General features: G+C 60.4%; 24 protein-coding genes. 11 read left to right on the forward strand and 13 right to left on the reverse strand.

The genetic code is table 11. From position 1 onward, the window contains the following. The first annotated feature begins 254 nt into the window (after nucleotides 1–254). From hcp to galE, 3 genes are all read left to right on the forward strand, one after another. The gene (hcp, locus tag G5195_RS14645) at nucleotides 255–1,904 is read left to right on the forward strand and encodes a hydroxylamine reductase (RefSeq protein ID WP_421236269.1); all 1,650 of its coding nucleotides are present in this window, start codon (nucleotides 255–257) and stop codon (nucleotides 1,902–1,904) included. A 121-nt stretch (nucleotides 1,905–2,025) separates the two neighbouring features. Next, the gene (locus G5195_RS14650; RefSeq protein ID WP_421222865.1) at nucleotides 2,026–3,015 is read left to right on the forward strand and encodes an FAD-binding oxidoreductase; all 990 of its coding nucleotides are present in this window, start codon (nucleotides 2,026–2,028) and stop codon (nucleotides 3,013–3,015) included. A gap of 94 nt (nucleotides 3,016–3,109) precedes the next feature. Then, complete coding sequence (gene galE / locus G5195_RS14655) at nucleotides 3,110–4,123, forward strand: UDP-glucose 4-epimerase GalE (RefSeq protein WP_421222863.1); 1,014 nt, start codon at nucleotides 3,110–3,112, stop codon at nucleotides 4,121–4,123. 69 nt (nucleotides 4,124–4,192) lie between these two features. On the opposite strand, the gene G5195_RS14660 is transcribed toward galE, so the two are convergent. Beyond that, on the reverse strand, nucleotides 4,193–4,894 hold the full coding sequence (locus tag G5195_RS14660; RefSeq protein WP_421222861.1) for a phosphatase PAP2 family protein: 702 nt from the start codon (nucleotides 4,892–4,894) through the stop codon (nucleotides 4,193–4,195). Between the two features lie 258 nt (nucleotides 4,895–5,152). Between G5195_RS14660 and mpl the strand changes: the two genes are divergently transcribed. Next, nucleotides 5,153–6,523, forward strand: coding sequence for a UDP-N-acetylmuramate:L-alanyl-gamma-D-glutamyl-meso-diaminopimelate ligase (mpl, locus tag G5195_RS14665; protein WP_005335612.1), 1,371 nt, complete (start codon nucleotides 5,153–5,155; stop codon nucleotides 6,521–6,523). Beyond that, nucleotides 6,520–7,131 (forward strand): flavin prenyltransferase UbiX, encoded by a 612-nt coding sequence (locus G5195_RS14670; RefSeq protein ID WP_421222858.1) that lies wholly within the window; start codon nucleotides 6,520–6,522, stop codon nucleotides 7,129–7,131. The genes mpl and G5195_RS14670 overlap by 4 nt, the downstream gene beginning before the upstream one ends. Nucleotides 7,132–7,203: 72 nt before the next feature. Here the strand turns inward: G5195_RS14670 and G5195_RS14675 are convergent, their stop codons facing one another. Next, nucleotides 7,204–7,818, reverse strand: a complete 615-nt coding sequence (locus tag G5195_RS14675; protein ID WP_005362858.1) for a TetR/AcrR family transcriptional regulator — start codon at nucleotides 7,816–7,818, stop codon at nucleotides 7,204–7,206. 201 nt (nucleotides 7,819–8,019) lie between these two features. On the opposite strand from G5195_RS14675, the gene hpt reads away from it, so the two are divergent. The 3 genes from hpt to G5195_RS14690 all read left to right on the forward strand — a co-directional run bounded on the left by hpt (nucleotide 8,020) and on the right by G5195_RS14690 (nucleotide 10,349). Next, entirely contained in the window at nucleotides 8,020–8,550 is a 531-nt protein-coding gene (gene hpt, locus G5195_RS14680; RefSeq protein WP_005335618.1) for a hypoxanthine phosphoribosyltransferase, read from the forward strand. A 111-nt stretch (nucleotides 8,551–8,661) separates the two neighbouring features. Then, nucleotides 8,662–9,579 (forward strand): ABC transporter ATP-binding protein, encoded by a 918-nt coding sequence (locus tag G5195_RS14685; RefSeq protein WP_005354634.1) that lies wholly within the window; start codon nucleotides 8,662–8,664, stop codon nucleotides 9,577–9,579. Further along, a complete protein-coding gene (locus G5195_RS14690) occupies nucleotides 9,576–10,349 on the forward strand; it encodes an ABC transporter permease (RefSeq protein ID WP_123172386.1) in 774 nt (257 codons plus the stop codon). Before G5195_RS14685 ends, G5195_RS14690 begins: the two co-directional genes overlap by 4 nt. Before the next feature lie 59 nt (nucleotides 10,350–10,408). On the opposite strand, the gene G5195_RS14695 is transcribed toward G5195_RS14690, so the two are convergent. From G5195_RS14695 to G5195_RS14705, 3 genes are all read right to left on the reverse strand, one after another. Continuing rightward, complete coding sequence (locus G5195_RS14695) at nucleotides 10,409–10,600, reverse strand: hypothetical protein (protein WP_421222855.1); 192 nt, start codon at nucleotides 10,598–10,600, stop codon at nucleotides 10,409–10,411. Between the two features lie 12 nt (nucleotides 10,601–10,612). Further along, nucleotides 10,613–12,199, reverse strand: coding sequence for a hypothetical protein (locus tag G5195_RS14700; protein ID WP_421222854.1), 1,587 nt, complete (start codon nucleotides 12,197–12,199; stop codon nucleotides 10,613–10,615). A gap of 96 nt (nucleotides 12,200–12,295) precedes the next feature. Then, nucleotides 12,296–12,511: a hypothetical protein gene (locus G5195_RS14705; protein ID WP_421222852.1), complete on the reverse strand. Its 216-nt coding sequence runs from the start codon at nucleotides 12,509–12,511 to the stop codon at nucleotides 12,296–12,298. A 245-nt stretch (nucleotides 12,512–12,756) separates the two neighbouring features. Between G5195_RS14705 and G5195_RS14710 the strand changes: the two genes are divergently transcribed. The 3 genes from G5195_RS14710 to G5195_RS14720 all read left to right on the forward strand — a co-directional run bounded on the left by G5195_RS14710 (nucleotide 12,757) and on the right by G5195_RS14720 (nucleotide 14,235). Next, nucleotides 12,757–13,164, forward strand: coding sequence for a hypothetical protein (locus G5195_RS14710; protein WP_421222850.1), 408 nt, complete (start codon nucleotides 12,757–12,759; stop codon nucleotides 13,162–13,164). A gap of 119 nt (nucleotides 13,165–13,283) precedes the next feature. Beyond that, entirely contained in the window at nucleotides 13,284–13,703 is a 420-nt protein-coding gene (locus G5195_RS14715; RefSeq protein ID WP_421222849.1) for a MauE/DoxX family redox-associated membrane protein, read from the forward strand. A 4-nt stretch (nucleotides 13,704–13,707) separates the two neighbouring features. Then, the gene (locus tag G5195_RS14720) at nucleotides 13,708–14,235 is read left to right on the forward strand and encodes a rhodanese-like domain-containing protein (protein WP_149152219.1); all 528 of its coding nucleotides are present in this window, start codon (nucleotides 13,708–13,710) and stop codon (nucleotides 14,233–14,235) included. Between the two features lie 83 nt (nucleotides 14,236–14,318). Here G5195_RS14720 and G5195_RS14725 read toward each other — a convergent pair whose 3' ends face one another. The 8 genes from G5195_RS14725 to dksA form a co-directional block, all read right to left on the reverse strand. Then, a complete protein-coding gene (locus tag G5195_RS14725) occupies nucleotides 14,319–15,683 on the reverse strand; it encodes a cation:dicarboxylate symporter family transporter (protein WP_421236270.1) in 1,365 nt (454 codons plus the stop codon). Between the two features lie 152 nt (nucleotides 15,684–15,835). Then, nucleotides 15,836–16,186, reverse strand: a complete 351-nt coding sequence (locus G5195_RS14730) for a putative quinol monooxygenase (protein ID WP_005335638.1) — start codon at nucleotides 16,184–16,186, stop codon at nucleotides 15,836–15,838. A gap of 24 nt (nucleotides 16,187–16,210) precedes the next feature. Further along, the gene (panC, locus tag G5195_RS14735) at nucleotides 16,211–17,068 is read right to left on the reverse strand and encodes a pantoate--beta-alanine ligase (RefSeq protein ID WP_149152218.1); all 858 of its coding nucleotides are present in this window, start codon (nucleotides 17,066–17,068) and stop codon (nucleotides 16,211–16,213) included. A gap of 201 nt (nucleotides 17,069–17,269) precedes the next feature. Continuing rightward, on the reverse strand, nucleotides 17,270–18,064 hold the full coding sequence (panB, locus tag G5195_RS14740) for a 3-methyl-2-oxobutanoate hydroxymethyltransferase (protein WP_005335640.1): 795 nt from the start codon (nucleotides 18,062–18,064) through the stop codon (nucleotides 17,270–17,272). Continuing rightward, nucleotides 18,061–18,570 (reverse strand): 2-amino-4-hydroxy-6-hydroxymethyldihydropteridine diphosphokinase, encoded by a 510-nt coding sequence (gene folK / locus G5195_RS14745; protein ID WP_216954449.1) that lies wholly within the window; start codon nucleotides 18,568–18,570, stop codon nucleotides 18,061–18,063. The genes panB and folK overlap by 4 nt, the downstream gene beginning before the upstream one ends. Nucleotides 18,571–18,581: 11 nt before the next feature. Next, nucleotides 18,582–20,057, reverse strand: coding sequence for a polynucleotide adenylyltransferase PcnB (gene pcnB, locus G5195_RS14750; protein WP_421222846.1), 1,476 nt, complete (start codon nucleotides 20,055–20,057; stop codon nucleotides 18,582–18,584). A 386-nt stretch (nucleotides 20,058–20,443) separates the two neighbouring features. Beyond that, a complete protein-coding gene (gene gluQRS / locus G5195_RS14755) occupies nucleotides 20,444–21,352 on the reverse strand; it encodes a tRNA glutamyl-Q(34) synthetase GluQRS (protein ID WP_421222844.1) in 909 nt (302 codons plus the stop codon). Nucleotides 21,353–21,463: 111 nt separating this feature from the next. Beyond that, entirely contained in the window at nucleotides 21,464–21,913 is a 450-nt protein-coding gene (dksA, locus tag G5195_RS14760) for an RNA polymerase-binding protein DksA (protein WP_005335644.1), read from the reverse strand. Between the last annotated feature and the right edge of the window lie 74 nt (nucleotides 21,914–21,987).

Below are 21,987 nucleotides of genomic sequence, written 5' to 3' on the forward strand. Positions count from 1 at the left end.
GGTTGAGTAAGTTCCGGGCCGAAAGCTCCTGACCAGACCACGGCCCAATCCGTCTGATTGTTATGTTCTGTTGCAAACCTGAGTTGTCTCTCCTTTTATCCACCCGCTTGCCGCCCTGTTTGGGCGGCTTTTTTTGTTTTTGATCTGCATCAAAGGAATCTTAATTGGCAAATTGAATACCTATTAAGTTTTTCGCGAGAGGAATAGAATCGCCACAAAACAGACAACTGAAATGTCCAATTAGGAGAGGCATGATGTTTTGTGTGCAATGTGAACAGACAATTCGTACCCCGGCTGGCAACGGCTGTGCCTACGCACAAGGTATGTGCGGCAAGACGGCGGAAACCTCGGATCTGCAGGATGTACTGATCTACACCCTGCAGGGGCTCAGCGCCTGGGCGCTGGCCGCCCGCGAGCAGGGCATCATCGACCGCGAGATCGATGCCTTCGTGCCCAAGGCCTTCTTCGCCACCCTCACCAACGTCAACTTCGACTCGAATCGCATCGTGGCCTATGTCAATCAGGCGCTCGCCTATCGCCAGCAGCTGGCCGATCGTATGACCGCCATGGCGGTGCAGGTCAAAGACTTGCCACAGTCCGCTTACTTCGAACCCGGTGCCGAGCTGCTGGAGCAACTTGCCCATGCCGCACCAGCCGCCCCCAATCGGGGCAAGAACGAGGTAAACGAAGACATCATGGGGCTGCGTCTGCTCTGCCTCTACGGCCTCAAGGGCGCCGCCGCCTACATGGAGCACGCCCGGGTGCTGGATCAGCAGAGTGACGAGGTGGCCGCCGAATTCCACCGCATCATGAGCTGGCTAAGCACAGACCCGAGCGAAATGGGTCGGCTGTTCAGCTGTGCCATGGAGATCGGTCAGCTCAACTTCAAAATCATGGAGATGCTGGATCTCGGTGAAACCAGCGCCTTCGGCCATCCGGAGCCGACCCGGGTCAGGGTCACCCCGATCCCCGGCAAGTGCATTCTGGTCTCCGGCCACGACATGATGGATCTCAAGCTCATTCTGGAGCAGACCAAAGGGACCGGCATTCATGTCTACACCCACGGCGAGATGCTGCCCGCACTGGCCTATCCCTTCTTCAAGCAGTACCCCCATCTGGTGGGCAACTACGGCTCCGCCTGGCAGAACCAGCAGAAAGAGTTTGCCAACTTCCCGGGCGCGGTGGTAATGACCTCCAACTGCATCATCGACCCGAACGTGGGCAACTACTCGGACCGCATCTTCACCCGCTCCATCGTCGGCTGGCCGGGCGTAACCCATCTTGAGGGGGATGATTTCTCCGCCGTGATCGCCAAGGCCCAAGCGCTTGAAGGCTTCAAACACACCGAACTCGAACACTTCATCACCATCGGCTTTGCCCGCAACGCCCTGATGCAGGCAGCACCCGCGGTGATCGAGAAGGTCAAGGCCGGGGAGATCAGCCACTTCTTCCTGGTGGGTGGCTGTGACGGCGACAAGGCCGAGCGCGCCTACTTCACCGAGTTTGCCAAGGCGGCACCGCGCGACAGCCTGCTGCTCACCCTGGGCTGCGGCAAATACAAGTTCAACAAGCTCGACTTTGGCGACATCGGCGGCATTCCGCGTCTGCTGGACGTGGGTCAGTGCAACGATGCCTACTCCGCCATTCAGTTGGCGCTGGCACTCTCCGAGGCGTTCGAGTGCGGTGTCAACGATCTGCCGCTGACGCTGGTGCTCTCCTGGTTCGAGCAAAAAGCCATCGTTATTCTGCTCACCCTGCTCTCCCTCGGGGTGAAGGACATTCGTACCGGCCCGACCGCCCCCGCCTTCCTCACTCCGGCTCTGCTCAAGGTGCTGGAAGAGCAGTTCGGTCTGAAAGGGACCACCACGGCCGAGGCTGACTTGGCCGAGATCCTGGCGGCCTGATCGGCACCTCATGTTGTAAGCGTTTGGCGAGCCGCCCGGCTCGCCTTTTTTCTGGACCCGGCTTTTTCACCAGACGTTTTTCAAACCGTTTCAAACCTTATCAAACCCAAGGAGCCTTGTGATGACCTCTCTCACGCTCACCTGCATTGGCCGCCAACAGAACACCCACGACGTAGTGAGCTGGCAGCTGGCGCCTCTTTCCGGCAGCCTCCCACCGGTACTAGCTGGCCAGTGCATCACCCTGCACACCGAGATAGACGGCCAGCCGGAGTGCCGCGCCTATACCCTCTCCTCCAGCCCACAGGATGCATGCTGGCAGGTCACCATCAAGGATGTGGGGCTAGTCTCCCACCATCTGCACCAGACCTTGCAGGTGGGAGACAAGATCCGGGCTGATGGCCCGTTCGGCGATTTCAACCTGACCGCCCTGCCCTGCGAGCGGCCGCTGCTCTTGAGCGCTGGTTCCGGCATCACCCCCATGTGGGCCATGTTGCGGGACGAGCTAGCCAAACGGCCGGATGCCGATATCCGCTTTATCCATAGCGCCCGCTCGCCAGCAGATGTGATCTTCGCAGATGACTTGGCTGCATTGGCCGAAGCCCATCCCGGTGTACGGCATGCCCTGATACTGGAAGAGGCGCCAACGGCTCATCCCTGGGTGGGCCGACTCACCCCCGCCATGCTGGCCGAGCTGGCCCCGGATCTGCGCGAACGCCATGTCTATCTCTGCGGCCCAGCCCCCTATATGGCGGCGGTCAAAACCATGCTGACAGAGCTGGGACTGCCGCCGGAGCAGCTGCATCAGGAGTCTTTTGGCCTTCCTCCAGCAGAGCCTGCCACCACCACCAGCGACCACTTCTGGCTGACCCTGAAAAAGAGCGGCAAAAAGGTGAAGATCCTGTCGGGTCAGACCCTGCTGGCGGCGCTGGAAGCGGCGGGCGAAACCATGATGGCTGCTTGTCGCGCCGGGGTATGTGGCAGCTGTCGTTGCACCACCACAGGTGACATCGAGCGCCAGAGCGTGATGACCTTGAGTGCGCAGGATCTGGAGAGCGGCGTTGCTCTGGCCTGTTCCTGCACTGCGAAAGGGGATATCAGTCTCGATTATTGAGATACACAAAGGGCTTCATTGGTATCTCAACCTTTTTCCGAGCGGGCAGGACGGGTAGACTCGGCCCCAGTTTCACCAGAACACGGGATAAAAAATGACAATACTGGTCACAGGGGGCGCCGGCTATATCGGCTCCCACACCCTGGTTGAGCTGCTGGGCGCGGGGCAGCAGGTCGTGGTACTCGACAACCTATCCAACTCCTCACCGGCGTCACTCAAGCGGGTCGAGCAGATCACCGGCAAACCGGTCACCTTCGTCGAAGGGGATGTGCTGGACAGAGCCTGCCTGCAGCAGCTGTTCGCCAACCACCAGATCGAATCGGTCATCCACTTCGCCGGCCTCAAGGCGGTCGGGGAGTCGAGCCAGATCCCGCTCACCTACTACCAGAACAACATCAGCGGCACTCTGGTGCTGTGCGAAGAGATGGCCAAGGCCGGGGTTTTCCGGCTGGTATTCAGCTCCTCGGCCACTGTCTATGGCGATCCCGCCTCGGTACCGCTGCGGGAAGATTTCCCCACCAGCGCCACCAACCCCTATGGTCGCTCCAAGCTGATGGTGGAGGAGATCCTGCGCGATCTCGCCAAATCCGATCCCCGCTGGGCTATCGTACTGCTGCGTTACTTCAACCCGGTCGGCGCCCACGAGAGCGGCCTGATTGGTGAAGATCCCAACGGCATCCCCAACAACCTGTTGCCCTATATCAGCCAGGTCGGCGTGGGCAAGCTCAAGGAGCTGGGGGTATTTGGCAACGACTACCCGACCCCGGATGGCACCGGCGTACGTGACTACATCCATGTGGTGGATCTCGCCATCGGCCACCTGAAAGCACTGGCGCGCATCAAGAGCGACACCGGCGTCTTCACCTACAACCTGGGCACAGGTCAGGGCTACTCGGTACTGGAGATGGTCAAGGCGTTTGAAGCGGCCAGCGGCCGACCCATTCCCTACCAGATCAAACCCCGTCGCCCGGGCGACATCGCCGAGTGCTGGGCAGAGCCGACACTGGCCCGTGCCGAGCTGGGCTGGCAGGCTGAGCGCGGTCTGGAGCAGATGATGGTCGATACCTGGCGCTGGCAAAGCAACAACCCGAACGGCTATCAAGGCTGATATCTCGTGGGTGGATAATAAAACGCCCCGACATTTTCATGTCGGGGCGTTTTATTTTGCGACGTTCAATCAGTGGGTCTGACTGCGCAGCAGCGGCACACGGGCCAATCGGGGGGCGAGACGCTCTATCAGCCGATCCGCCAGCGGGGTCAGCAGCACCCAGGGCAGACAGAGGGTCGCCAGCCCCAACGCGCCGACATAGACATCGGTAAACCAGTGAGCGCCAGCCAGAATGCGCGGCGCGGAAAAGATCGGCACCATCAGCAATGCGGTGACTCCCGCCCAGCGCGGCAGATAGCGCAGGGCAAAACCGGCAAAGATCATCAGGAACAGGGCGTGATCCCCCGGGAAGCTATCACCGGAAAAGTCCTTGGTCGGAATACCGCTGATCTGGGTCACCCGCAGCGCATCGGCCACCATCAGAGTCGGGCTGGGACGCTCCACCGGCAATCGGTGACCAAGCTGGTTGATCACTAACGCACTCAGCAGCATCACTATCCCCATCGCCACCAGTTGGCGACGACCCACCAAATCCCGGGCGAAGAAGCAGCGGGCCAGGATCAGCCCCATACAGGCCAGCACCGCCAGATCGAACAGCCGGTTATTGGTGATGGCCACCAGATCGGCCCACAGAGCCGACTGCCCGAGCCAGCCGTTAACGGTATGAAAAATCGCGAGGTCCCACTGTTCCCAGGGACCATGAGCGGGCAGCGCAGCCCAACTGATGGCCACCAGACCACCGACCAGATAGCAAAGCAGGAACTTGCCCATGGGGACTCTCCTTTGGAAAAGGGCGATATCGTAAAACTGTAGCGTGCGTCACAAAACCGAAGAATTGTAAGAAAGTGCGACACAATATCAAGCCTCAAACAAAGCCCGTCAGCCTATTCCAATCTCGCATATCCCAACAGCGCCAAGATTTCTGCCTCCGGTGCTGCATCTGTGGGCTTCTCACCATGAGTGCGGCTTGTGCCACCACCGCAACACCCCCTAGAATGCGCACTTCCCTTTACTGCGAAAGGAAGCGGTATGCATATTCACATTCTCGGGATCTGCGGCACCTTTATGGGTGGTCTGGCGGTGTTGGCAAAACAGCTTGGTTACCGGGTGACCGGTTCGGATGCCAACGTCTATCCCCCCATGAGTACCCAGCTCGAGCAACAGGGCATCGAACTGACCGAAGGCTATGACCCCTCCCAACTCGATCCGGCGCCGGATCTGGTGGTTATCGGCAACGCCATGAGCCGCGGCAACCCCTGTGTTGAATATGTGCTGGATCGCAATCTGCCCTACATCTCCGGCCCCCAGTGGCTGCTGGAGCACGTGCTGCAGGATCGCTGGGTACTGGCCGTCGCCGGCACCCATGGCAAGACCACCACAGCCAGCATGCTGGCCTGGGTGCTGGAGTACGCCAAGCTGGAGCCCGGTTTCCTGATTGGCGGCGTGCCGGGCAACTTCCCGGTCTCGGCCCGTCTCGGCTCCGCCCCCTTCTTTGTCATCGAAGCGGACGAGTATGACTGCGCCTTCTTCGACAAGCGCTCCAAGTTCGTTCACTACCACCCGCGCACCCTGGTGATGAACAACCTGGAGTTCGACCACGCGGACATCTTCCCTGATCTCGCCGCGATCCAGCGCCAGTTCCACCACCTGATGCGCACCGTGCCGAGCAACGGCCGGGTGCTGTTCCCGCAAGCCGATGACAACCTCACCGCCGTGCGCAAGATGGGCTGCTGGAGCGAAGTGGAGCTGGTAGGTCAGGACGACGCCAAGTGGAAGGCGGTCAAGCTGGCCGATGACGGCTCCGCCTTCGAAGTGTGGCTGGATGGCGAAAAACAGGGCGAGGTGCACTGGGAGTGTATCGGCGAGCACAACGTCAACAATGGTCTGATGGCCATCGCGGCCGCACGTCATGCTGGCGTGATGGTGGAGCACGGCATCGCGGCGCTCTGCCAGTTCAAATCCCCCAAGCGACGGATGGAGCTCAAGGGCGAGGTAGCTGGCATCAGTGTCTATGACGACTTTGCCCACCACCCCACCGCCATCGAGACCACGCTTGGCGGTCTGCGCGCCAAGGTAGGCAAAGCCCGTATCCTGGCAGTGCTGGAGCCGCGCTCCAACACCATGAAACTGGGGGTACACAAGGAGGAGCTGGCCGGCTGCTTCGATGGTGCTGACGAGGTATTCTTCTTCCAGCCTCCCAACATCGGCTGGGATCTCGGCGAAGTGACTGCCCATATGACCCGACCGGCCAAGGTGTTCAACGATCTGGAGACCCTGATCAACCGGCTGGTGGCCGAGAGCCGCGATGGCGACCATATTCTGATCATGAGCAACGGCGGCTTCGGTGGCATTCATGACAAGCTGATCGCCCGCCTCAAGGATTACCACGGCGAACTATGAACAAAACGATCACCCTGGCGCTGACCGGTGCCTCCGGCGCCCCCTACGCCCTGCGCCTGCTCCAGTGTCTGGTGCAGGCGGACTATCGGGTCTACCTGCTCGCCTCCTCGGCGGCTCGTGTGGTACTCAAGACCGAGCAGCAGCAGGATTGGCCCGGCTCACCGAAAGAGCTCTCTGCTTATCTCTGTCGCCAATATGGCGCCAAGGAGGGGCAGATTGTCGCCTGCGGCAAGGAGGAGTGGTTCTCGCCAGTCGCCTCCGGTTCGGCAGCCCCCAAACAGATGGTGGTCTGCCCCTGCTCCATGGGCACCGTCTCGGCCATTGCCAACGGCACCTCGGACAACCTGCTGGAGCGGGCGGCGGATGTGGTGCTCAAGGAGCGCGGCCAGCTGATCCTGGTGCCCCGCGAAACCCCCTTCTCGGCGATCCATCTGGAGAACATGCTGAAACTGGCACGGCTCGGGGTGACCATCATGCCCGCTGCCCCCGGTTTCTATCATGAGCCGAAAAGCATCGAGGATCTGGTGGACTTTATGGTCGCCCGCATCCTCGATCATCTGGGTGTCGAGCATGAGTTGACCCACCGCTGGGGCTATGGCCACCATTGAAGTGACCGCCACATTCGGTCATAAAAAAACGGCGCCACTCAATGAGTGACGCCGTTTTTTCGTTAAGTCGTGTTAGCGAGCCTGAATTGGCGCCGTCACGTACTTGAACAGGAAATCAGTCACCTCTTGGCGCGCCGGGCGCTGAGGTTGATTGATCATCTGCATCATCACATAGCCAAAACCGGTCAAAGAGCGGGCCAGATCCTGTGCCGACAGCACGCTAGTGATCTCCCCTGCATCCATAGCGGTTTGCAGCTCGCTGGCGATCAGCTCAAGGCACTGATCGAGCAGGCGGGTATAGCGGGGCCATACCTCTTCCCGAACCGAGGAACTCCACTCCAGCCAGATACCGGCATAATCCGGTTGATCGTAGGCCGCATCGACAGAGAGGCGTACATGACGCTGAATCTTGTCGAAAATGGAGCCCTGGTCACCGTATGCCTGCGACAGCATCTGGTTCACAAAGCGTTCGATCTCGGCCAGCACCTCATCTACCAACTCCTCGCGGGTGTTGAAATAGTTGAAGACAGTAGCCACAGAGACCTTGGCCTGTTCGGCTATCTCGGCGTGACCTGCACGGCCAATACCGCGACGGGAGAACACCTCGATGGCACATTCCATCAATTGGGAGCGACGAGCTTCCGGCGACAGCCGGGTACGACGTCTTATTTCTGCGCGTGGTTCCATAGTTTTTATCATCTAATAGTTATTGATTATGGTGTTTATAGTATTTTAACTAATCATGCCTGAGTGCCTGCTAACTCTATCAATTAAAATAAGCTGATAAAAGCACCACGTATCTCTAGCACCCTTCGACATGAGTGGTAGAATCATCGGTTTTGATATTCATGAACGGCCAAATCCCCTTTGGCCTTATGGGAGTAAGTGATGAAACACACCGTCGAGGTGATGATCTCCGAGGCTGAAGTAGCCGCCCGGATCGCCAAATTGGGTGAAGAGATCACCGCCCGCTATCAGGGTTCTGACGAAGTCGTGATGATTGCGCTGCTGCGCGGTTCCTGCATCTTCCTGGCCGACCTCTGCCGCCAGTGCCAGCTGCCCATCACCCTGGACTTCATGACCGCCTCCAGCTACGGCTCCGGCATGCACAGCACCCGTGACGTCCGCATCCTCAAAGACCTGGACGACGACATCAAGGGCAAGGATGTGGTGATCGTGGAAGACATCATCGACACCGGTTACACCCTCAACAAGGTGCGCGAGATCCTCTCCCTGCGCGAGCCGAAATCCCTGGCCATCTGCACCCTGCTGGACAAACCCTCCCGCCGCGAAGTGCAGGTGCCGGTCGACTGGATTGGCTTCGCCATCCCGGACGAATTCGTGGTCGGCTGCGGCATCGACTACGCCCAGAAGTATCGCAACCTGCCGTTTATCGGCAAAGTGGTACCTCAGGAGTAAGCCAGGTTCAGGAATATCACGGGTGAAGCGGCCTTGCGCCCTTTACTCTGTGCAGGCGGCCTTGGCCGCCTTTTCTGTATCGAGCCGGATTCAACCATCACAGAGGTTGCAATGAACGCACTGGAAATCAGCGGCCTGAAAAAGACCTATCAGGGGGGCGTCGAAGCCCTTAAAGGCATCGATCTTACCGTCAGGCAGGGGGATTTCTTCGCCCTGCTAGGCCCCAACGGCGCGGGCAAATCCACCACCATCGGCGTCATCAGCTCGCTGGTGAACAAGAGCGCCGGCAAGGTGAAGGTGTTTGGCTACGACATCGACAGCGATCTGGAACAGGCCAAGGCCCAGCTCGGACTGGTACCGCAGGAGTTCAACTTCAGCCAGTTCGAGAAGGTGATCCAGATTGTCACCCATCAGGCCGGTTTCTACGGCGTGCCCAAGGCGGAAGCCAAGATCCGCGCCGAGAAGTACCTGCGTCAGCTCGATCTGTGGGAGAAGCGCGACATGCCTGCCCGCACTCTCTCCGGCGGCATGAAGCGTCGCCTGATGATCGCCCGCGCCCTGATGCACGAGCCCAAACTGCTGATCCTCGATGAACCGACCGCCGGGGTCGATATCGAGATCCGCCGCTCCATGTGGACCTTCCTCAAGGATCTCAACGAGCAGGGCGTCACCATCATCCTCACTACCCACTATCTGGAAGAGGCGGAGATGCTCTGCCGCAACATCGGCATCATCGACAAGGGTCGTCTGATCGAGAACACCAGCATGAAGAATCTGCTGGGCAAGCTGGGTCGCGAGACCTTCCTGCTCGACCTTGCGCCAGGTTCTGCCGTACCTGAAGTGCCAGAGTTCAACGGCCGCATGCCGGATGAGCGCACCCTTGAAGTGGATCTCGACAAGAGCCAGTCACTCAACAGCCTGTTCGAGCAGCTGTCGAACCAGCAGGTGCAGGTCGTGAGCATGCGCAACAAGGCCAACCGGCTGGAAGAGCTGTTCGTCAATCTGGTCGAAGAGGGGAGAAAAGCATGAATCTGGCCATCTACTACATCGCCTTCAAGAGCATTCTGGCCAAGGAGGTGAGCCGCTTCACCCGCATCTGGATCCAGACCCTGGTGCCACCGGCCATCACCATGAGCCTCTACTTCGTCATCTTCGGCAACCTGATCGGTTCGCGCATCGGTGACATGGGCGGTTTCACCTACATGGAGTTCATCGTGCCCGGCCTCATCATGATGTCGGTGATCACCAACTCCTACTCCAACGTCGCCTCCTCCTTCTTCAGCGCCAAGTTCCAGCGCAATATCGAGGAGATGCTGGTGGCACCGGTGCCCAACTACGTCATCATCGCCGGTTATGTGGGCGGAGGCGTGGCACGCGGCCTCTGTGTCGGCCTCATCGTCACCCTAGTGTCGCTCTTCTTCGTGCCGCTGCAGATCCACCATCTGTTCAGCGTCTGCGTGACCGTGCTGCTCACCGCGATCCTCTTCTCGCTGGGTGGCCTTATCAACGCGGTGTTTGCCAAGACCTTCGACGACATCAGCATCATCCCCACCTTCGTGCTGACGCCGCTCACCTATCTGGGCGGGGTGTTCTACTCCATCAGCCTGCTGCCCCCCTTCTGGCAGGGGGTCTCCCAGGTGAACCCCATCATCTACATGGTGAACGCGTTCCGTTACGGTTTCCTCGGTATCTCCGACGTGCCGCTCGGCACCGCCTACCTCATCATCATCGGCTTTATCGTGGCCCTCTACGGTCTGGCCTGGTGGCTTATCTCCCGGGGTACCGGACTGCGCCACTGATGACCAAAACGGGCACCTCGCGGTGCCCGTTTTCATTGTCCTGCCAGCCTCGGGATGACTTAGACCCGGATGGCGTGCTCCTTTAGCAGCCGGGCGGTGAGCTCAAGCTTTTCGCTGCGCTCGGCGGCCCGCTCGGGAACCGTGACGCACCCCTGCTCATCGACCTGCTCCTGACCGAAAGCATCGTCGATAGCCTGCGCCATGGCGGTGCGACCAGCCGCGAGATCGGGATCGATCAGGCTCTCCTGCATCCGGATCCGGTTCTAGCTGGCCGCCAGCTGCAGTTCCTCCAACTGGGTGGCGAGAGTGACAATCCGGTTATCGACCCGCTGGGCCAGTTCGAAGAGACGGTTTTCATTCCCTGCCGCCATCGCCAGTCCATCTAGCAGTTCCCCTTTGCGCTGATCAAAGTTGCTTACCGCACGAGCGGCCAGCTCCAGTGCATAAGCCTTGGTAGCCATGGCATTGACTCCGCCCTCCCAACCGACATCGGACCCCACCCCCAGTGTCACGCCAAGGGTAGTATGAAACTTTGCTCCCTGTGGCCCGAAAGCCGCAGTGGCACCGGCCGATGCACCGACCCCCAGATTGGCGGAGGCGCGTACCTTGGCCGAAAGGGTATAGGCATCCGCATACTGGCTCTTGAGCAGACTGAGCTGGGCACTCCCCTCAGCTTTCATAACAGCAAAGGCCGAGGCGTTGGCCGTCACGCTGACCACTGGCCCATTGGGGGTCATGATAGCCGCAGCACCGGCCTCCAGCTTGGCATTGGCGACCACCTCGGCCGAGCCTGCCAGCTTGGCGTTAAGCAGATTGCCGATAGTCCAGCTCCCCTCAACCGACAGCCCCAGCCTGCTCACCAGCTCGGCACTGGCACCGATGCGCAGCAGACTAAGGTCATGGGGCCCCGGTGTGTAACGCGATCCGTCGGTATCATTGACGATCTTGTTCACGGGATTGAACACCAATGAGCCCTCCGCCTTGCCAATCACCAGCTCGGCCTTGGCACTCGCCTTGTTCTCCTGAGTCAGAGCCACCTTGCCGGCAAACTCTCCTACCGATGTGTCGCGACGCCCCTCCCACTTGCCAATCTCGATCTTGGCGAAAGCCTCCACCAGCGCACTGGCACTGACCAGCCCAAGCCCGCCAAAGGCCTTCTGGCTCACAGGCTCACCCGGCTTCAGCTCCTTGCTGGCCGCAGAGAGAGGGCTCTTGAGCTCGGCCCGCACACCACTCTGATAGTGCTTTCCTGATGCGGCCTCTCCCTGCCAGAGCGCCTTCTCCTGCGCCTCGCGCTCAAGCCAGGGCTCATCCAGTCCATCCACCAGCGCGGTCAGCAGCTCGGTCCTGAGCAGGCCTATCTCCCCCTGCTTGCTCACCTGCTGCTGAATGCTGAGATCCAGAACCTCCTTGAGGTGGCCCAGCTCCAGTAGCTGACTGTGGGTCAGCAGGATATCGCGACCATTCTCCTCGGCAGTGGCTTGCGGCTTGAGCTCACCCAGTGCAGGCAGAGCCTGACGCAAGGTCCCGCAAAACAGCTGCCACTCGTGGCTTGCTGCGACCTCTTCACGGGTAGGCGCCCGCTCCAACCGTCGCGCCATCATCCCCTCACTCACCCCGAACATCAGGTCTAGCCCCCCTTGCAGCTCCCGCTTGAACAAGTCGTTGGCCCCCTCCTGTTGCAGGCGAGCCAACTCGCTGCACCACTGGCGGATCTGCTGGTTACTCTCGATAGGCTGATTGACTCTCCCCTGCTCGTTGCAGACCCACGCCAGCTGAAATGAGGGAGGCTTGCCACCCTGCGCCAACGCCTGACGGCGGACAGCGATGTCATCGACCAGTTTTTGCAACACGGGATCCTGCTGACGAGAGCGGTTCTTGCCCGAGTCGATCCAGAACTGCAGCGCCTGTTCAATCTTCGCCAGTCCGGCCAGTGAAGGCGTTGGCTAGGCCTGATAGTGCCGCACTGCCTGCTTGACCTCCTTGAGTTCCGGGCTCTGCCGATGGCCAATACCACGGCGGATCCCCCTATCGAACTCCCGGTTACCGGCATCCAGCAGCCGTAGTCTGGCGTTGCCAAGGCGAGCAGTAGCAGGAGGTGTAGCATCAGGAGTTGTCTGCTGATGACGGCTTACATCGATATCCGGGGAGGCAATTTTCATGACAAGAAACCTGCGTTGATGAGAGAGAGGATCCTCAGCGTACGCCGCCCCCCCTTGTCACCCTGTCAGCGATGGTCCCGCTTTTTTAGGATTCGGACTGACCCGTAAAAGATGTATGTCAGATCACAATTTCGGCACAATAACCCGCCCCGCCGACCAAAAACGCTAAAAAAATGACGATAAGTGATAAGCAGCCACCGATCAGCCGCATAGGGTGTCACTCTTCCCCTGCCAGAGGTTTGGCCATGTATCACGCTCTCATTACCGCCCTGTACGCACAACTTGGACTTCCGCTCCCGGTGGCCGGACAGACAGCCACCACCCTGGCCATCAACGACGAACTGGTGCTTACGCTGGCAGAGGATGATGGCCATCTGGTGATCTATCTGCTGCTACCGGGCCACGCCATGCCCAACACGCCCCTGCTCAACCACCTTGGCGACGAGCCAGTGTTTCTGCTGAATCAGACCGAGCAGGGAGAGACCCTGATCTGGGCCCGCGAGTGGCTCGATCATCTGACGGTCGACAGCCTGCTGCTACTGCTCGAGCGGGCCATCGAGCTGGCTGCCGAACTGCTGACCCACCAGCACGACAGGGAGCAATCGACACAGCCACAACAACCCGCCTCCACAACCGCCACCATCAGGGTCTAGCGCCCCCATTCTGGTCACTGTCTCGCAAAATCGAGATTTATCTTGTTTGGCATGGGTTTAGTCATTGCGGCTCAATCGGGAATTGTTAGAATTTACCCCTCTCTATAAAGAGGTAGGAAATGCCTGCGTTGTTGCGCATGCTGGCCAATCTGGCGCTGGGGGGATTCTTCCTCGCCTCTGCCGGGTTCAAGCTGGCCTCCCCCGCCCTGTTCATCGAGCAGATCGGCGCCTTTGGCCTGCTCTGGCCACCGCTGATCCCGTTTGCCGCCTGGGGGCTGATTGCCCTTGAGCTCTGCGCAGGGCTTGCGGTCATCGCCAACCGGCGCTGGGGACTCTGGCTGGTGATCGGGCTGCTCACCCTGTTTATTCCGGTGTTGGGCTATGGCGTTGCCATCGGGCTCGACATCTCTTGCGGCTGTCTGGGCAGGGCTGATCTCGGCTCGTTGCCGGAGGCCATTGTGCGGGATCTGCTGCTACTGACGCTTGCGGGCGCCCTGCTGCGAACTTCCCGCCCCGTTTTTTTCGTTCGAAAGGAGTAGTGACATGATGACATTGCGATCCCGCACTCTGCTGGCCTCGCTGATCGCCGCCAGCTTCGCCCTCACGGGCTGTGGCGACAACCAGTTCGAGCAGGAGGTGAAGCTGGAGCAGTCGGCGGTGCAGCTGGCACAGGAGGCGCAGCAGGGGGGCTATCAGCTGCTGACAGTGGCCGAGCTGAAGACCCGGATGGACAAGGGCGAGGAGCTGGTGATCATCGACACCATGCCCTATGAGGACTCCTACAAGAAGGAGCACATCCCGGGCGCCAAGAACTTTGTCTTCGTGAAGGAGGCCAAGTCCGGCGACAACTGGAGCGAAATAGTCGAGGGGAGCGGCACGGCGGAGCAGTTCCAGGCGCTGCTGGGTGAAGACAAGTCCCGCCCTGTGGTGATCTACTGCGGCTTCGTCAAGTGCGGCCGCAGCCACAATGCCGCCGCCTGGGCGGTCAATCAGGGCTATCAGCAGGTCTATCGGGTGCCGGGCGGCATCTTCGCCTGGAAAGGAGCCGGTTACCCCGTCTCTGCCGAGTAACCGCCTCTGCCCACAAGGCAACACAGCCGATATGAAAGAAGCCCACAACTGCGGGCTTCTTTCATATTACGTGGCACTCAGGGTTAGCTGGCGGCCTGCTCCTGCGGCTGCTCCGCTTGGGCCAGCTGTTGCTTGCCCAGCAACCGCTTGGTGATCATCGCCGCCATGATGGAGCCGTTGACGTTGAGGGCGGTGCGGCCCATATCCACCAGCGGCTCGATGGCGATCATCACCCCCACCAGTGCGATGGGGAAGTTGAGGGTGGAGAGCACGATAAGCGCAGCGAAAGTGCCGCCACCGCCGACGCCGGCCACCCCGATGGAGCCCAGCGCAATCACCGGCAGCAGAGTCAGCAGGAACAGGGGATCAAACGGGTTGATACCGAGCATGGGAGCAATCATTGCCACCATCATGGCCGGATAGATGCCGGCGCAGCCGTTCTGGCCGAGGTTGGCACCGAACGAGGCGGCAAAGTTGGCGATGCTGGAGGGCACGCCAAGACGTTGCTGGGTCTCGATGCTGAGCGGGATGGAGGCGGCGCTGCTGCGGGAGATAAAGGCGAAGGTGAGCACGCCCCACACTTCCCGCAGATAGTGGAGCGGGTTCTGACCGATCAGCAGCAGGATCACCATGTGCACCGCAAACATCGCCAGAATGGCGACATAGCAGACCAGAATAAAGCCGAGCAGGCTGAGGATCTCGCTCAGGGGATAGTGGGCCACCACCCGGGCGATCAGCGCCATCACGCCATAGGGGGTGAGCGCAATCACCACCCGCACCATCTTCATCACCCACAGTTGCAGGGTGTCGATGGCGACGGCGGCGCGAGCACCAGTCTCTGGATGCTCCGCCTTCAACTGGAGCAGGGCAACCCCCGCCAGCACGGTGAAGATCACCACCCCGATCACCGAGAGGCCGCGGCTACCCGCCATATCGGCGGCAAAGTTGGTGGGCACCAGCGAGAGCAGCAGAGCCGGCAGGGTCTGGGCACTGTCGATGGTGCTCATGCTCTGTTGCAGCGCTGCGCTGTCGCTGCCGTGGCTCAACAACCCGGCTGCGGTGAGACCGCTCAGGTGGGTCACCGTCATCCCCACCACACCGGCGATCATCACCAGAGTCAGCATGGAGCCGATCAGCACGGCGCTGATCTTGCCGAGAGACTGGGCCTGCTCCAGCTTGTTGATGGCGGAGAGGATGGAGGTGAACACCAGCGGCATCATCACCACCTTGAGCAGGCTGACATAGCCGCCGCCGATGATATTGACCCACTCCAGGGTCTGCTGAACGCCGGCATCATCGGCACCCCAGCCCAGTTGCAGAACCAGCCCGAACAGGGCGCCAAGCAGCAGACCCGCAAGCACCTTGCGCGAGAGCGGCAAACCGGTAGGCAACCGGGTAAGAGCAAAACAGAACAGACAGAAAACAAGCGATGCAATCAGGACAAACATCATGAATACCTGTAGCGGCCATCAGGCCGAAAGTGGATAGAAACGAAGGGAAATGCGGGCTGGGCCGCAGAACAAAACGCCGGAATGCAGGAGAGTGCAGGCGTGAAAAAGCAGCGGACGCCCAAGAGGGCGCCCGCTGGCAATCGGGGGTATTACTTCTTTACGGGGGCGTCGTACTGTTCGGGTTCGTCGCTATAGACGCAGACATTCCACTTCGCGGCCAAACCATCTTCCGCCAGACAGTAACGCTCGAAGAAAGCCTTGATCTCCGCGCGCTGGCAGTGCGCCTCGAAAGAGGCCATATCTTGCCAAATCTCGTTGAACACGATGGGGAAACTCTCCCCCTCGGCAAAGGGGCTCGCGATGTGGCGGGTCACCCGATATTGCAGGCAACCATCTTCACGCAGGGTGTTGGGCTCGAGCGCCTGCAGCACCTGAAACAGGGCCTGCTCCTGACCGGGTTTGGGCAGGAATTGGGCAATGCAGTAAACCTTCTTGGACATGGGGTCCTCCTGGTTGTGGCGGGCTCAGGCTTGCTGCAGCGTGACCACCCGGTTGTCGATAAGACGGGCCTTGCCCAGATAGGCAGCCATCAGGATCACCAGCTGCGCGCTCTCGTCAGTGGCGGATTCGAGGGTGGCGGCATCGACGATGTCGATGGCATCGGTACGAAAACCGGCGTTGTCGAGACGCTGGCTGGCCTGCGCCACCAAGGAGGGCAGGTGGTGGTCACCCGCTTCAATCTGCTCGGCGATCCAGTTCATGGTGCGCGCCAGCTCGGGGGCGATGGCCCGCTCGGCAGCAGTCAGGTAGCCGTTGCGGGAAGAGAGTGCCAGCCCGTCTTCGGCCCGCACGGTGGGCACGCCGACGATCTCGATGGGCATCGCCATATCGGCCACCATCTTGCGAATAAGCGCCAGCTGCTGGTAATCCTTCTGGCCAAAGCAGGCCACATCCGGCTGTACCAGATTGAACAGCTTGGTGACGACGGTACTGACACCACGGAAGTGACCCGGGCGCAGCGCTCCCTCCAGCAGATTGGAGAGACCCGGCACCTCGACGAAGGTCTGGCTGGCCAGCCCCTGCGGATACATGATCTCCGGGGTCGGGGTGAATACCATGTCGACGCCAGCCGCTTCCAGCGCAGCGCAATCCTGCTCCAGGGTGCGCGGGTAGTTGGCAAGATCCTCGGCCTTGTCGAACTGCATCGGGTTGACGAAGATGCTGACCACCACTTTCTCGGCGTGGCTGTGCGCCTCTTTCACCAGCGTCAGGTGGCCCTGATGCAGGTTGCCCATGGTGGGCACGAATGCGATGGCACGCCCTTCACGGCGCCATTGGCTGATCTGCTCACGCAGAACGACGGGATTATTTACGACCAACATCAGCAGTTCACCTTCCGATAAATCAAAAAGAGAGACGGGTTGCATCTACCGATAGCGCTCGGGCGGGATGGGGCACGAGCATGGCTATCAGCAGTTCATCTTTAGATGAATCAATAAGATACGGATTAGCTATACGGATTAACTGTGCGAGGCTGATAAGCAGAGACGGGGGCCGCAGCCCCCATCATGCAACCGCCAGGATCAGTTGAAGCAGTGCTCCGGGCCGGGGAAGCTCCCCTCGCTCACCTGCTGCACATAGAGGCGGATGGCGGCACGCACATCGCCGGTCTCGGCCAGGAAGTTCTTGGTGAACTTGGGTACATAGCCGGAGGTGACGCCAAAGGCATCGTGCATCACCAAAATCTGACCATCGGTCGCGGGGCCGGCACCAATGCCGATCACCGGGATGCGAAGCGCCTTGGTGATGCGCTCGGCCAGCGCAGTGGGCACACACTCGAGCACCAGCAGCTGGATACCGGCCGCTTGCAGTTCGAGGGCCTGGCGGTAGATCTCCTGCGCCTGAAACTCGTCACGCCCCTGCACCTTGAAGCCGCCAAAGACATGAACGGATTGCGGGGTGAGACCGAGGTGACCACACACAGGCACCCCGTTGCGGGTAAGGTGACGGATAGAGTCACAGAGCCAGTCGCCCCCTTCCATCTTGACCATGCGGGCACCGGCCGCCATCAGGCGGGCAGCGTTCTGGTAAGTCTGCTCGGGGGTGGCGTAGCTCATGAACGGCATGTCGGCGACCACCAGTGCCTTGCTGGCACCGCGCGCCACACAGCGGGTGTGATAGACCATCTCATCCATGTTGACCGCCAGGGTATCCTGACCCCCTTGCAGCACCATGCCCAGCGAATCGCCGATAAGCAGCACGTGGGCCCCCTCGTCGTCGAACAGCTTGGCAAAGGTGGCATCATAGGCGGTGATGGCGGTGAACTTTTGACCTTCCTGCTTCATCTTCAGCAGGCTGGCGGTGGTGATCTTGCTCATAGAGGCTCCTGTACGTCTGCACGCGGGGCAATGATGGCCAAATCATTGTGCGGGCAGCGGGCAACCAGTCGGGCGAGCGGGGTGCCGCAGGGCAGCACCAGAGCAGGCGCAATTTCGGCAAGAGGCAGCAGCACGAACTCCCGCTCCTTCATGCCGTAGTGGGGTACGATCAGGCGCTCATGGTTGATCACCTGATCCCCATAGAGCAGCAGATCGAGATCCAGGGTTCTGGGTCCCCACCGCTCATCTTTGCGCACACGTCCCTGTTCCAGCTCGATTTTTTGTAATTGATCCAGCAGCGCAAGGGGTGCGAGCCGGGTGTTGAGCCGGGCCACGGCATTAACGTAGTCCGGTTGGTCAGCAGGCCCCATGGGGCGGCTGCTGTAAAACGACGAGGCCTGCACCAGCACAGATTCCGGCAACCTTGCCAGGGCGGCAACGGCGCGACGAGCCTGACCCAGCGGATCAGACAGGTTGGAACCAATGGCGATGAAGACCTCGGTCATCACGTCTGTGGTCACTCGGCCGTTTTCGGTTTACGACGGCGCGGGCGGCGGCGGTTGCGGCTGTTGCTGCTGCGCTTCTCGCCATCTTGGCTACGGGCTTCGCCGGCCCGACCGCGCTCACCGCTGGCCGGGCGACGGGTCGCTTCACGCTGCAGTTGCGGGCGCACATCCGGATTGGAGGCAACATAGCGCTCCCACCAGCTGGCCAGCTCGCCGAGACCGCGCTCGACCCGGTTGCGCAGCAACAGGAAGTCGAACGCCGCGCGGAACTTGGGATGCTCCATGGCGCGCTCGGGGTGCTTGCCCTGACGACGGGTCAGACGCTGTTGTAGTGCCCAGATGTCGCGGACATCGGTGGTGAAACGGCGGGGAACGGCGATGATCCGCACCTGATTGTCCAGCACCTCGTTGATCGCCAGCATGAAGGCGTCATACCAGGGCAGACCGCTCTCGTTCTCCAGCACCCGACCACGGGCCTCGACGCAGCCCCACAGCAGGGTGGCGTAGAGGAAGGCGGGGGTGACGCGCTTATCTTCACGAACCCGGGTATCGGTATCGATCAGCGCCTGCTCGATAAACTGCTCGTAGGGCGAGTTGCCGTGCGGGGTAAACAGCGCAGCTACTTGCGGGAAGAGCTGCTGGAACAGACCATACTCGCGCAGCAGCTTGTAGGTCGCCAGACCGTCGCCAGCCAGGAACAGCTTGAGGGTCTCCTCAAACAGGCGGGCAGCCGGGATGTCTTGCAGCAGTGGCGCCAGCTCCTTGATGGGGGCGGCGGTTCGCGGGCTGATGGTCATATCCAGCTTGGCGGCAAAGCGCACGGCGCGCAGCATGCGCACCGGATCTTCACGATAACGGGTCTCGGGATCGCCGATCAGCTCAAGCTTGCGCTCGGCCAAATCTTCCAGCCCGCCCTCGAAATCGTGCAGGGTGAAATCTTTGGCGCTGTAGTAGAGGGCGTTGACGGTAAAGTCGCGGCGCTCGGCATCCTCTTCGATGGTGCCGTAGACGTTGTCGCGCAGCAGCATGCCTTCATCAGACTGGGCCGACACATGTTTGCTGGTATTGACCTGATGGTGGTGACCCCGGAAGGTGGCCACTTCGATCACGTCACGACCAAAGACAATGTGGGCCAGGCGGAAACGACGGCCAATCAGGCGGCAGTTGCTGAACAGCGCCTTGATCTGCTCCGGCGTCGCATCGGTTGCGATGTCGAAATCCTTGGGCGTCTTCCCGAGCAGCAGATCCCGGACTCCGCCGCCGACCAGGTAGGCCTCATAGCCCCCTTTGTTCAGGCGATAGAGCACCTTGAGTGCATTCTCGCTGATCTCTTTGCGCGAAATAGGGTGCTGATCACGGCTTAAGGTACGACGTTGACCGGCGACACGGGCTGGAATGGGGAATTCCACCGACTGCTCGCCGTCTTCCTTGCCGAGCACCTTGCGGCAAAAGTTTGCGATCTGGGAAAAAATGGTACACCTCTTCATGACTTCTAAATTGACGGGAGGCCAAAAAATAGCGGCCTATCATAGCTCACGCCTAACCAAATGAAAAACCGTGACGGTAATTGATCCCGTTTGAATCGGCGTTGCCGGAAAAAAATAGCGGTCATTCACTGCCATCAAACCGGCCATTGCCCTTTTAGCGCCTGTCGGCACGGCAACAAGGCGGCTATGGCACCAACCCCGTCACTATAAATTTAATTTATGGTTTTTCGGGAAATGACCCAATTCCACCTTATACCTAACCGGATCCGCGGCGCAGCGTCCGCTGTTCTCTCTTGCCTGCTCTCGAAAGCCTGCGCCCGATCCGCTCAAGCCGACTCGCGCAGCGCTTCACCTTCTCACCTTGCTTTTGGCTTTGGCTGCCAGATTTAGCCGGCAACCAACGGAATCTTCTCGCTGGCGGGCACCCGGGCCAGCTGCCAGTGGGCGATGCCCCACTCGATGATCTCGTCGATCCGGCTCGTCATCAGCTCGGGCGGCGGGCACTGGCCGAGGAAGTGCAGCGCCTGCCACAGGGCCGGTCGCACCTCATCAAGCGCCAGTGCCGGCGCATGGTTCTGCTTGGAGAGCTTGTTGCCATCTGCCAGCACCGCCAGCGGCAGATGCACCCAGTCCGGCACCGCTGCCCCCAGGGTCTGGTAGAGGGCAATCTGGCGCACCGTGGGCTCCAGTAGATCGGCACCGCGCACTATCTCGGTGATGCCGCTGTCCATATCATCCACCACCACCGCCAGGTTGTAGGCGTAGAGCCCGTCGCGGCGACGGATAATGAAATCCTCCTCGGCGAGCGCCGCCGGTACCGCGATATGGCCCTGCAAGCGATCGTCGAAGTGGTAGACAGGATGGTGCTGGCGCAGCCGGGCGGCGCAACCTTCGGCCGCAAGCCCGAGGGTGCGGCAGTGGCCGCTGTAGAAACCGCCCGCGGCCATGATTTCTCGCCGGGTGCAACGGCACCAGTAGAGGTCCCCCGCCCGATAGAGCTGGTCGATGATCTCGTCATAACGGCCGTGGCGCGCGCTCTGGAACATCACCTCCCCATCCCACTCGAGGCCATATGCCTCAAGAGTCTTGAGGATCAGGTGCGCTGCCCCTGCCATTTCCCGCGGCGGATCGATATCTTCGATGCGTACCAACCAGCGTCCCTGCTGCGCTCTGGCCTGCAAAAAGCTGCCGAGGGCGGCGATCAGCGAACCGAAATGAAGCGGGCCTGAGGGTGAGGGGGCAAAGCGGCCGACATAGGGGCGCGCAAGGGGTGAGGACGGGGAATTCACTAGCATGACTGTTCGGGTAAGCGATTCATTGAGGCTGCATTCTGGGGCGCGACCGCCAAAAGCTCAATAAAAAAGGGAGCCCGCGAGCTCCCTTTTTCATATACCAGAGGGTCGGGATCAACCGGCCATCTGTTTTTCCTTGATCTCGGCCAGCGTCTTGCAATCGACACAGAGGTCGGCAGTCGGACGGGCTTCCAGACGACGGATACCGATCTCGATACCGCAGTGTTCGCAGTAACCGAAATCATCGTCTTCAAGCAGCTGCAAGGTCTTCTCGATCTTCTTGATCAGCTTGCGTTCACGGTCGCGGGTACGCAGTTCAAGAGCGAACTCTTCTTCTTGCGCGGCACGATCTACGGGATCCGGGAAGTTGGCAGCCTCGTCTTTCATATGGTCGACGGTACGATCAACTTCCTGCATCAGTTGGTTGCGCCAGGCACCCAGGATCTTGCGAAAATGCGCCTTTTGTTGGTCATTCATGTACTCCTCACCCGGCTTTTCCTGGTAAGGCGCGACACCCGCAATGGCCAGGGGGCCCAGAGATTTCCTGTTTTCGCCTGTTGGCATGCCCTGTCTCCTAATTCAGCACGCTACCCGTGCCATCCATAAATTGAGGGCGACATCTATAGCAGAAGGGTAAC

This window comes from Aeromonas sp. 601039, assembly GCF_049174415.1.
GTDB lineage: Bacteria > Pseudomonadota > Gammaproteobacteria > Enterobacterales > Aeromonadaceae > Aeromonas > Aeromonas veronii_A.

What these genes read in the sequence shown, in the direction of transcription:
- hcp (WP_421236269.1), top strand. Translation starts at nt 255, where the DNA reads ATGTTTTGTGTGCAATGTGAACAGACAATTCGTACCCCGGCTGGCAAC.
- G5195_RS14650 (WP_421222865.1), top strand. Translation starts at nt 2,026, where the DNA reads ATGACCTCTCTCACGCTCACCTGCATTGGCCGCCAACAGAACACCCAC.
- galE (WP_421222863.1), top strand. Translation starts at nt 3,110, where the DNA reads ATGACAATACTGGTCACAGGGGGCGCCGGCTATATCGGCTCCCACACC.
- G5195_RS14660 (WP_421222861.1), bottom strand. Translation starts at nt 4,894, where the DNA reads ATGGGCAAGTTCCTGCTTTGCTATCTGGTCGGTGGTCTGGTGGCCATC.
- mpl (WP_005335612.1), top strand. Translation starts at nt 5,153, where the DNA reads ATGCATATTCACATTCTCGGGATCTGCGGCACCTTTATGGGTGGTCTG.
- G5195_RS14670 (WP_421222858.1), top strand. Translation starts at nt 6,520, where the DNA reads ATGAACAAAACGATCACCCTGGCGCTGACCGGTGCCTCCGGCGCCCCC.
- G5195_RS14675 (WP_005362858.1), bottom strand. Translation starts at nt 7,818, where the DNA reads ATGGAACCACGCGCAGAAATAAGACGTCGTACCCGGCTGTCGCCGGAA.
- hpt (WP_005335618.1), top strand. Translation starts at nt 8,020, where the DNA reads ATGAAACACACCGTCGAGGTGATGATCTCCGAGGCTGAAGTAGCCGCC.
- G5195_RS14685 (WP_005354634.1), top strand. Translation starts at nt 8,662, where the DNA reads ATGAACGCACTGGAAATCAGCGGCCTGAAAAAGACCTATCAGGGGGGC.
- G5195_RS14690 (WP_123172386.1), top strand. Translation starts at nt 9,576, where the DNA reads ATGAATCTGGCCATCTACTACATCGCCTTCAAGAGCATTCTGGCCAAG.
- G5195_RS14695 (WP_421222855.1), bottom strand. Translation starts at nt 10,600, where the DNA reads ATGCAGGAGAGCCTGATCGATCCCGATCTCGCGGCTGGTCGCACCGCC.
- G5195_RS14705 (WP_421222852.1), bottom strand. Translation starts at nt 12,511, where the DNA reads ATGAAAATTGCCTCCCCGGATATCGATGTAAGCCGTCATCAGCAGACA.
- G5195_RS14710 (WP_421222850.1), top strand. Translation starts at nt 12,757, where the DNA reads ATGTATCACGCTCTCATTACCGCCCTGTACGCACAACTTGGACTTCCG.
- G5195_RS14715 (WP_421222849.1), top strand. Translation starts at nt 13,284, where the DNA reads ATGCCTGCGTTGTTGCGCATGCTGGCCAATCTGGCGCTGGGGGGATTC.
- G5195_RS14720 (WP_149152219.1), top strand. Translation starts at nt 13,708, where the DNA reads ATGATGACATTGCGATCCCGCACTCTGCTGGCCTCGCTGATCGCCGCC.
- G5195_RS14725 (WP_421236270.1), bottom strand. Translation starts at nt 15,683, where the DNA reads ATGTTTGTCCTGATTGCATCGCTTGTTTTCTGTCTGTTCTGTTTTGCT.
- G5195_RS14730 (WP_005335638.1), bottom strand. Translation starts at nt 16,186, where the DNA reads ATGTCCAAGAAGGTTTACTGCATTGCCCAATTCCTGCCCAAACCCGGT.
- panC (WP_149152218.1), bottom strand. Translation starts at nt 17,068, where the DNA reads ATGTTGGTCGTAAATAATCCCGTCGTTCTGCGTGAGCAGATCAGCCAA.
- panB (WP_005335640.1), bottom strand. Translation starts at nt 18,064, where the DNA reads ATGAGCAAGATCACCACCGCCAGCCTGCTGAAGATGAAGCAGGAAGGT.
- folK (WP_216954449.1), bottom strand. Translation starts at nt 18,570, where the DNA reads ATGACCGAGGTCTTCATCGCCATTGGTTCCAACCTGTCTGATCCGCTG.
- pcnB (WP_421222846.1), bottom strand. Translation starts at nt 20,057, where the DNA reads ATGAAGAGGTGTACCATTTTTTCCCAGATCGCAAACTTTTGCCGCAAG.
- gluQRS (WP_421222844.1), bottom strand. Translation starts at nt 21,352, where the DNA reads ATGCTAGTGAATTCCCCGTCCTCACCCCTTGCGCGCCCCTATGTCGGC.
- dksA (WP_005335644.1), bottom strand. Translation starts at nt 21,913, where the DNA reads ATGCCAACAGGCGAAAACAGGAAATCTCTGGGCCCCCTGGCCATTGCG.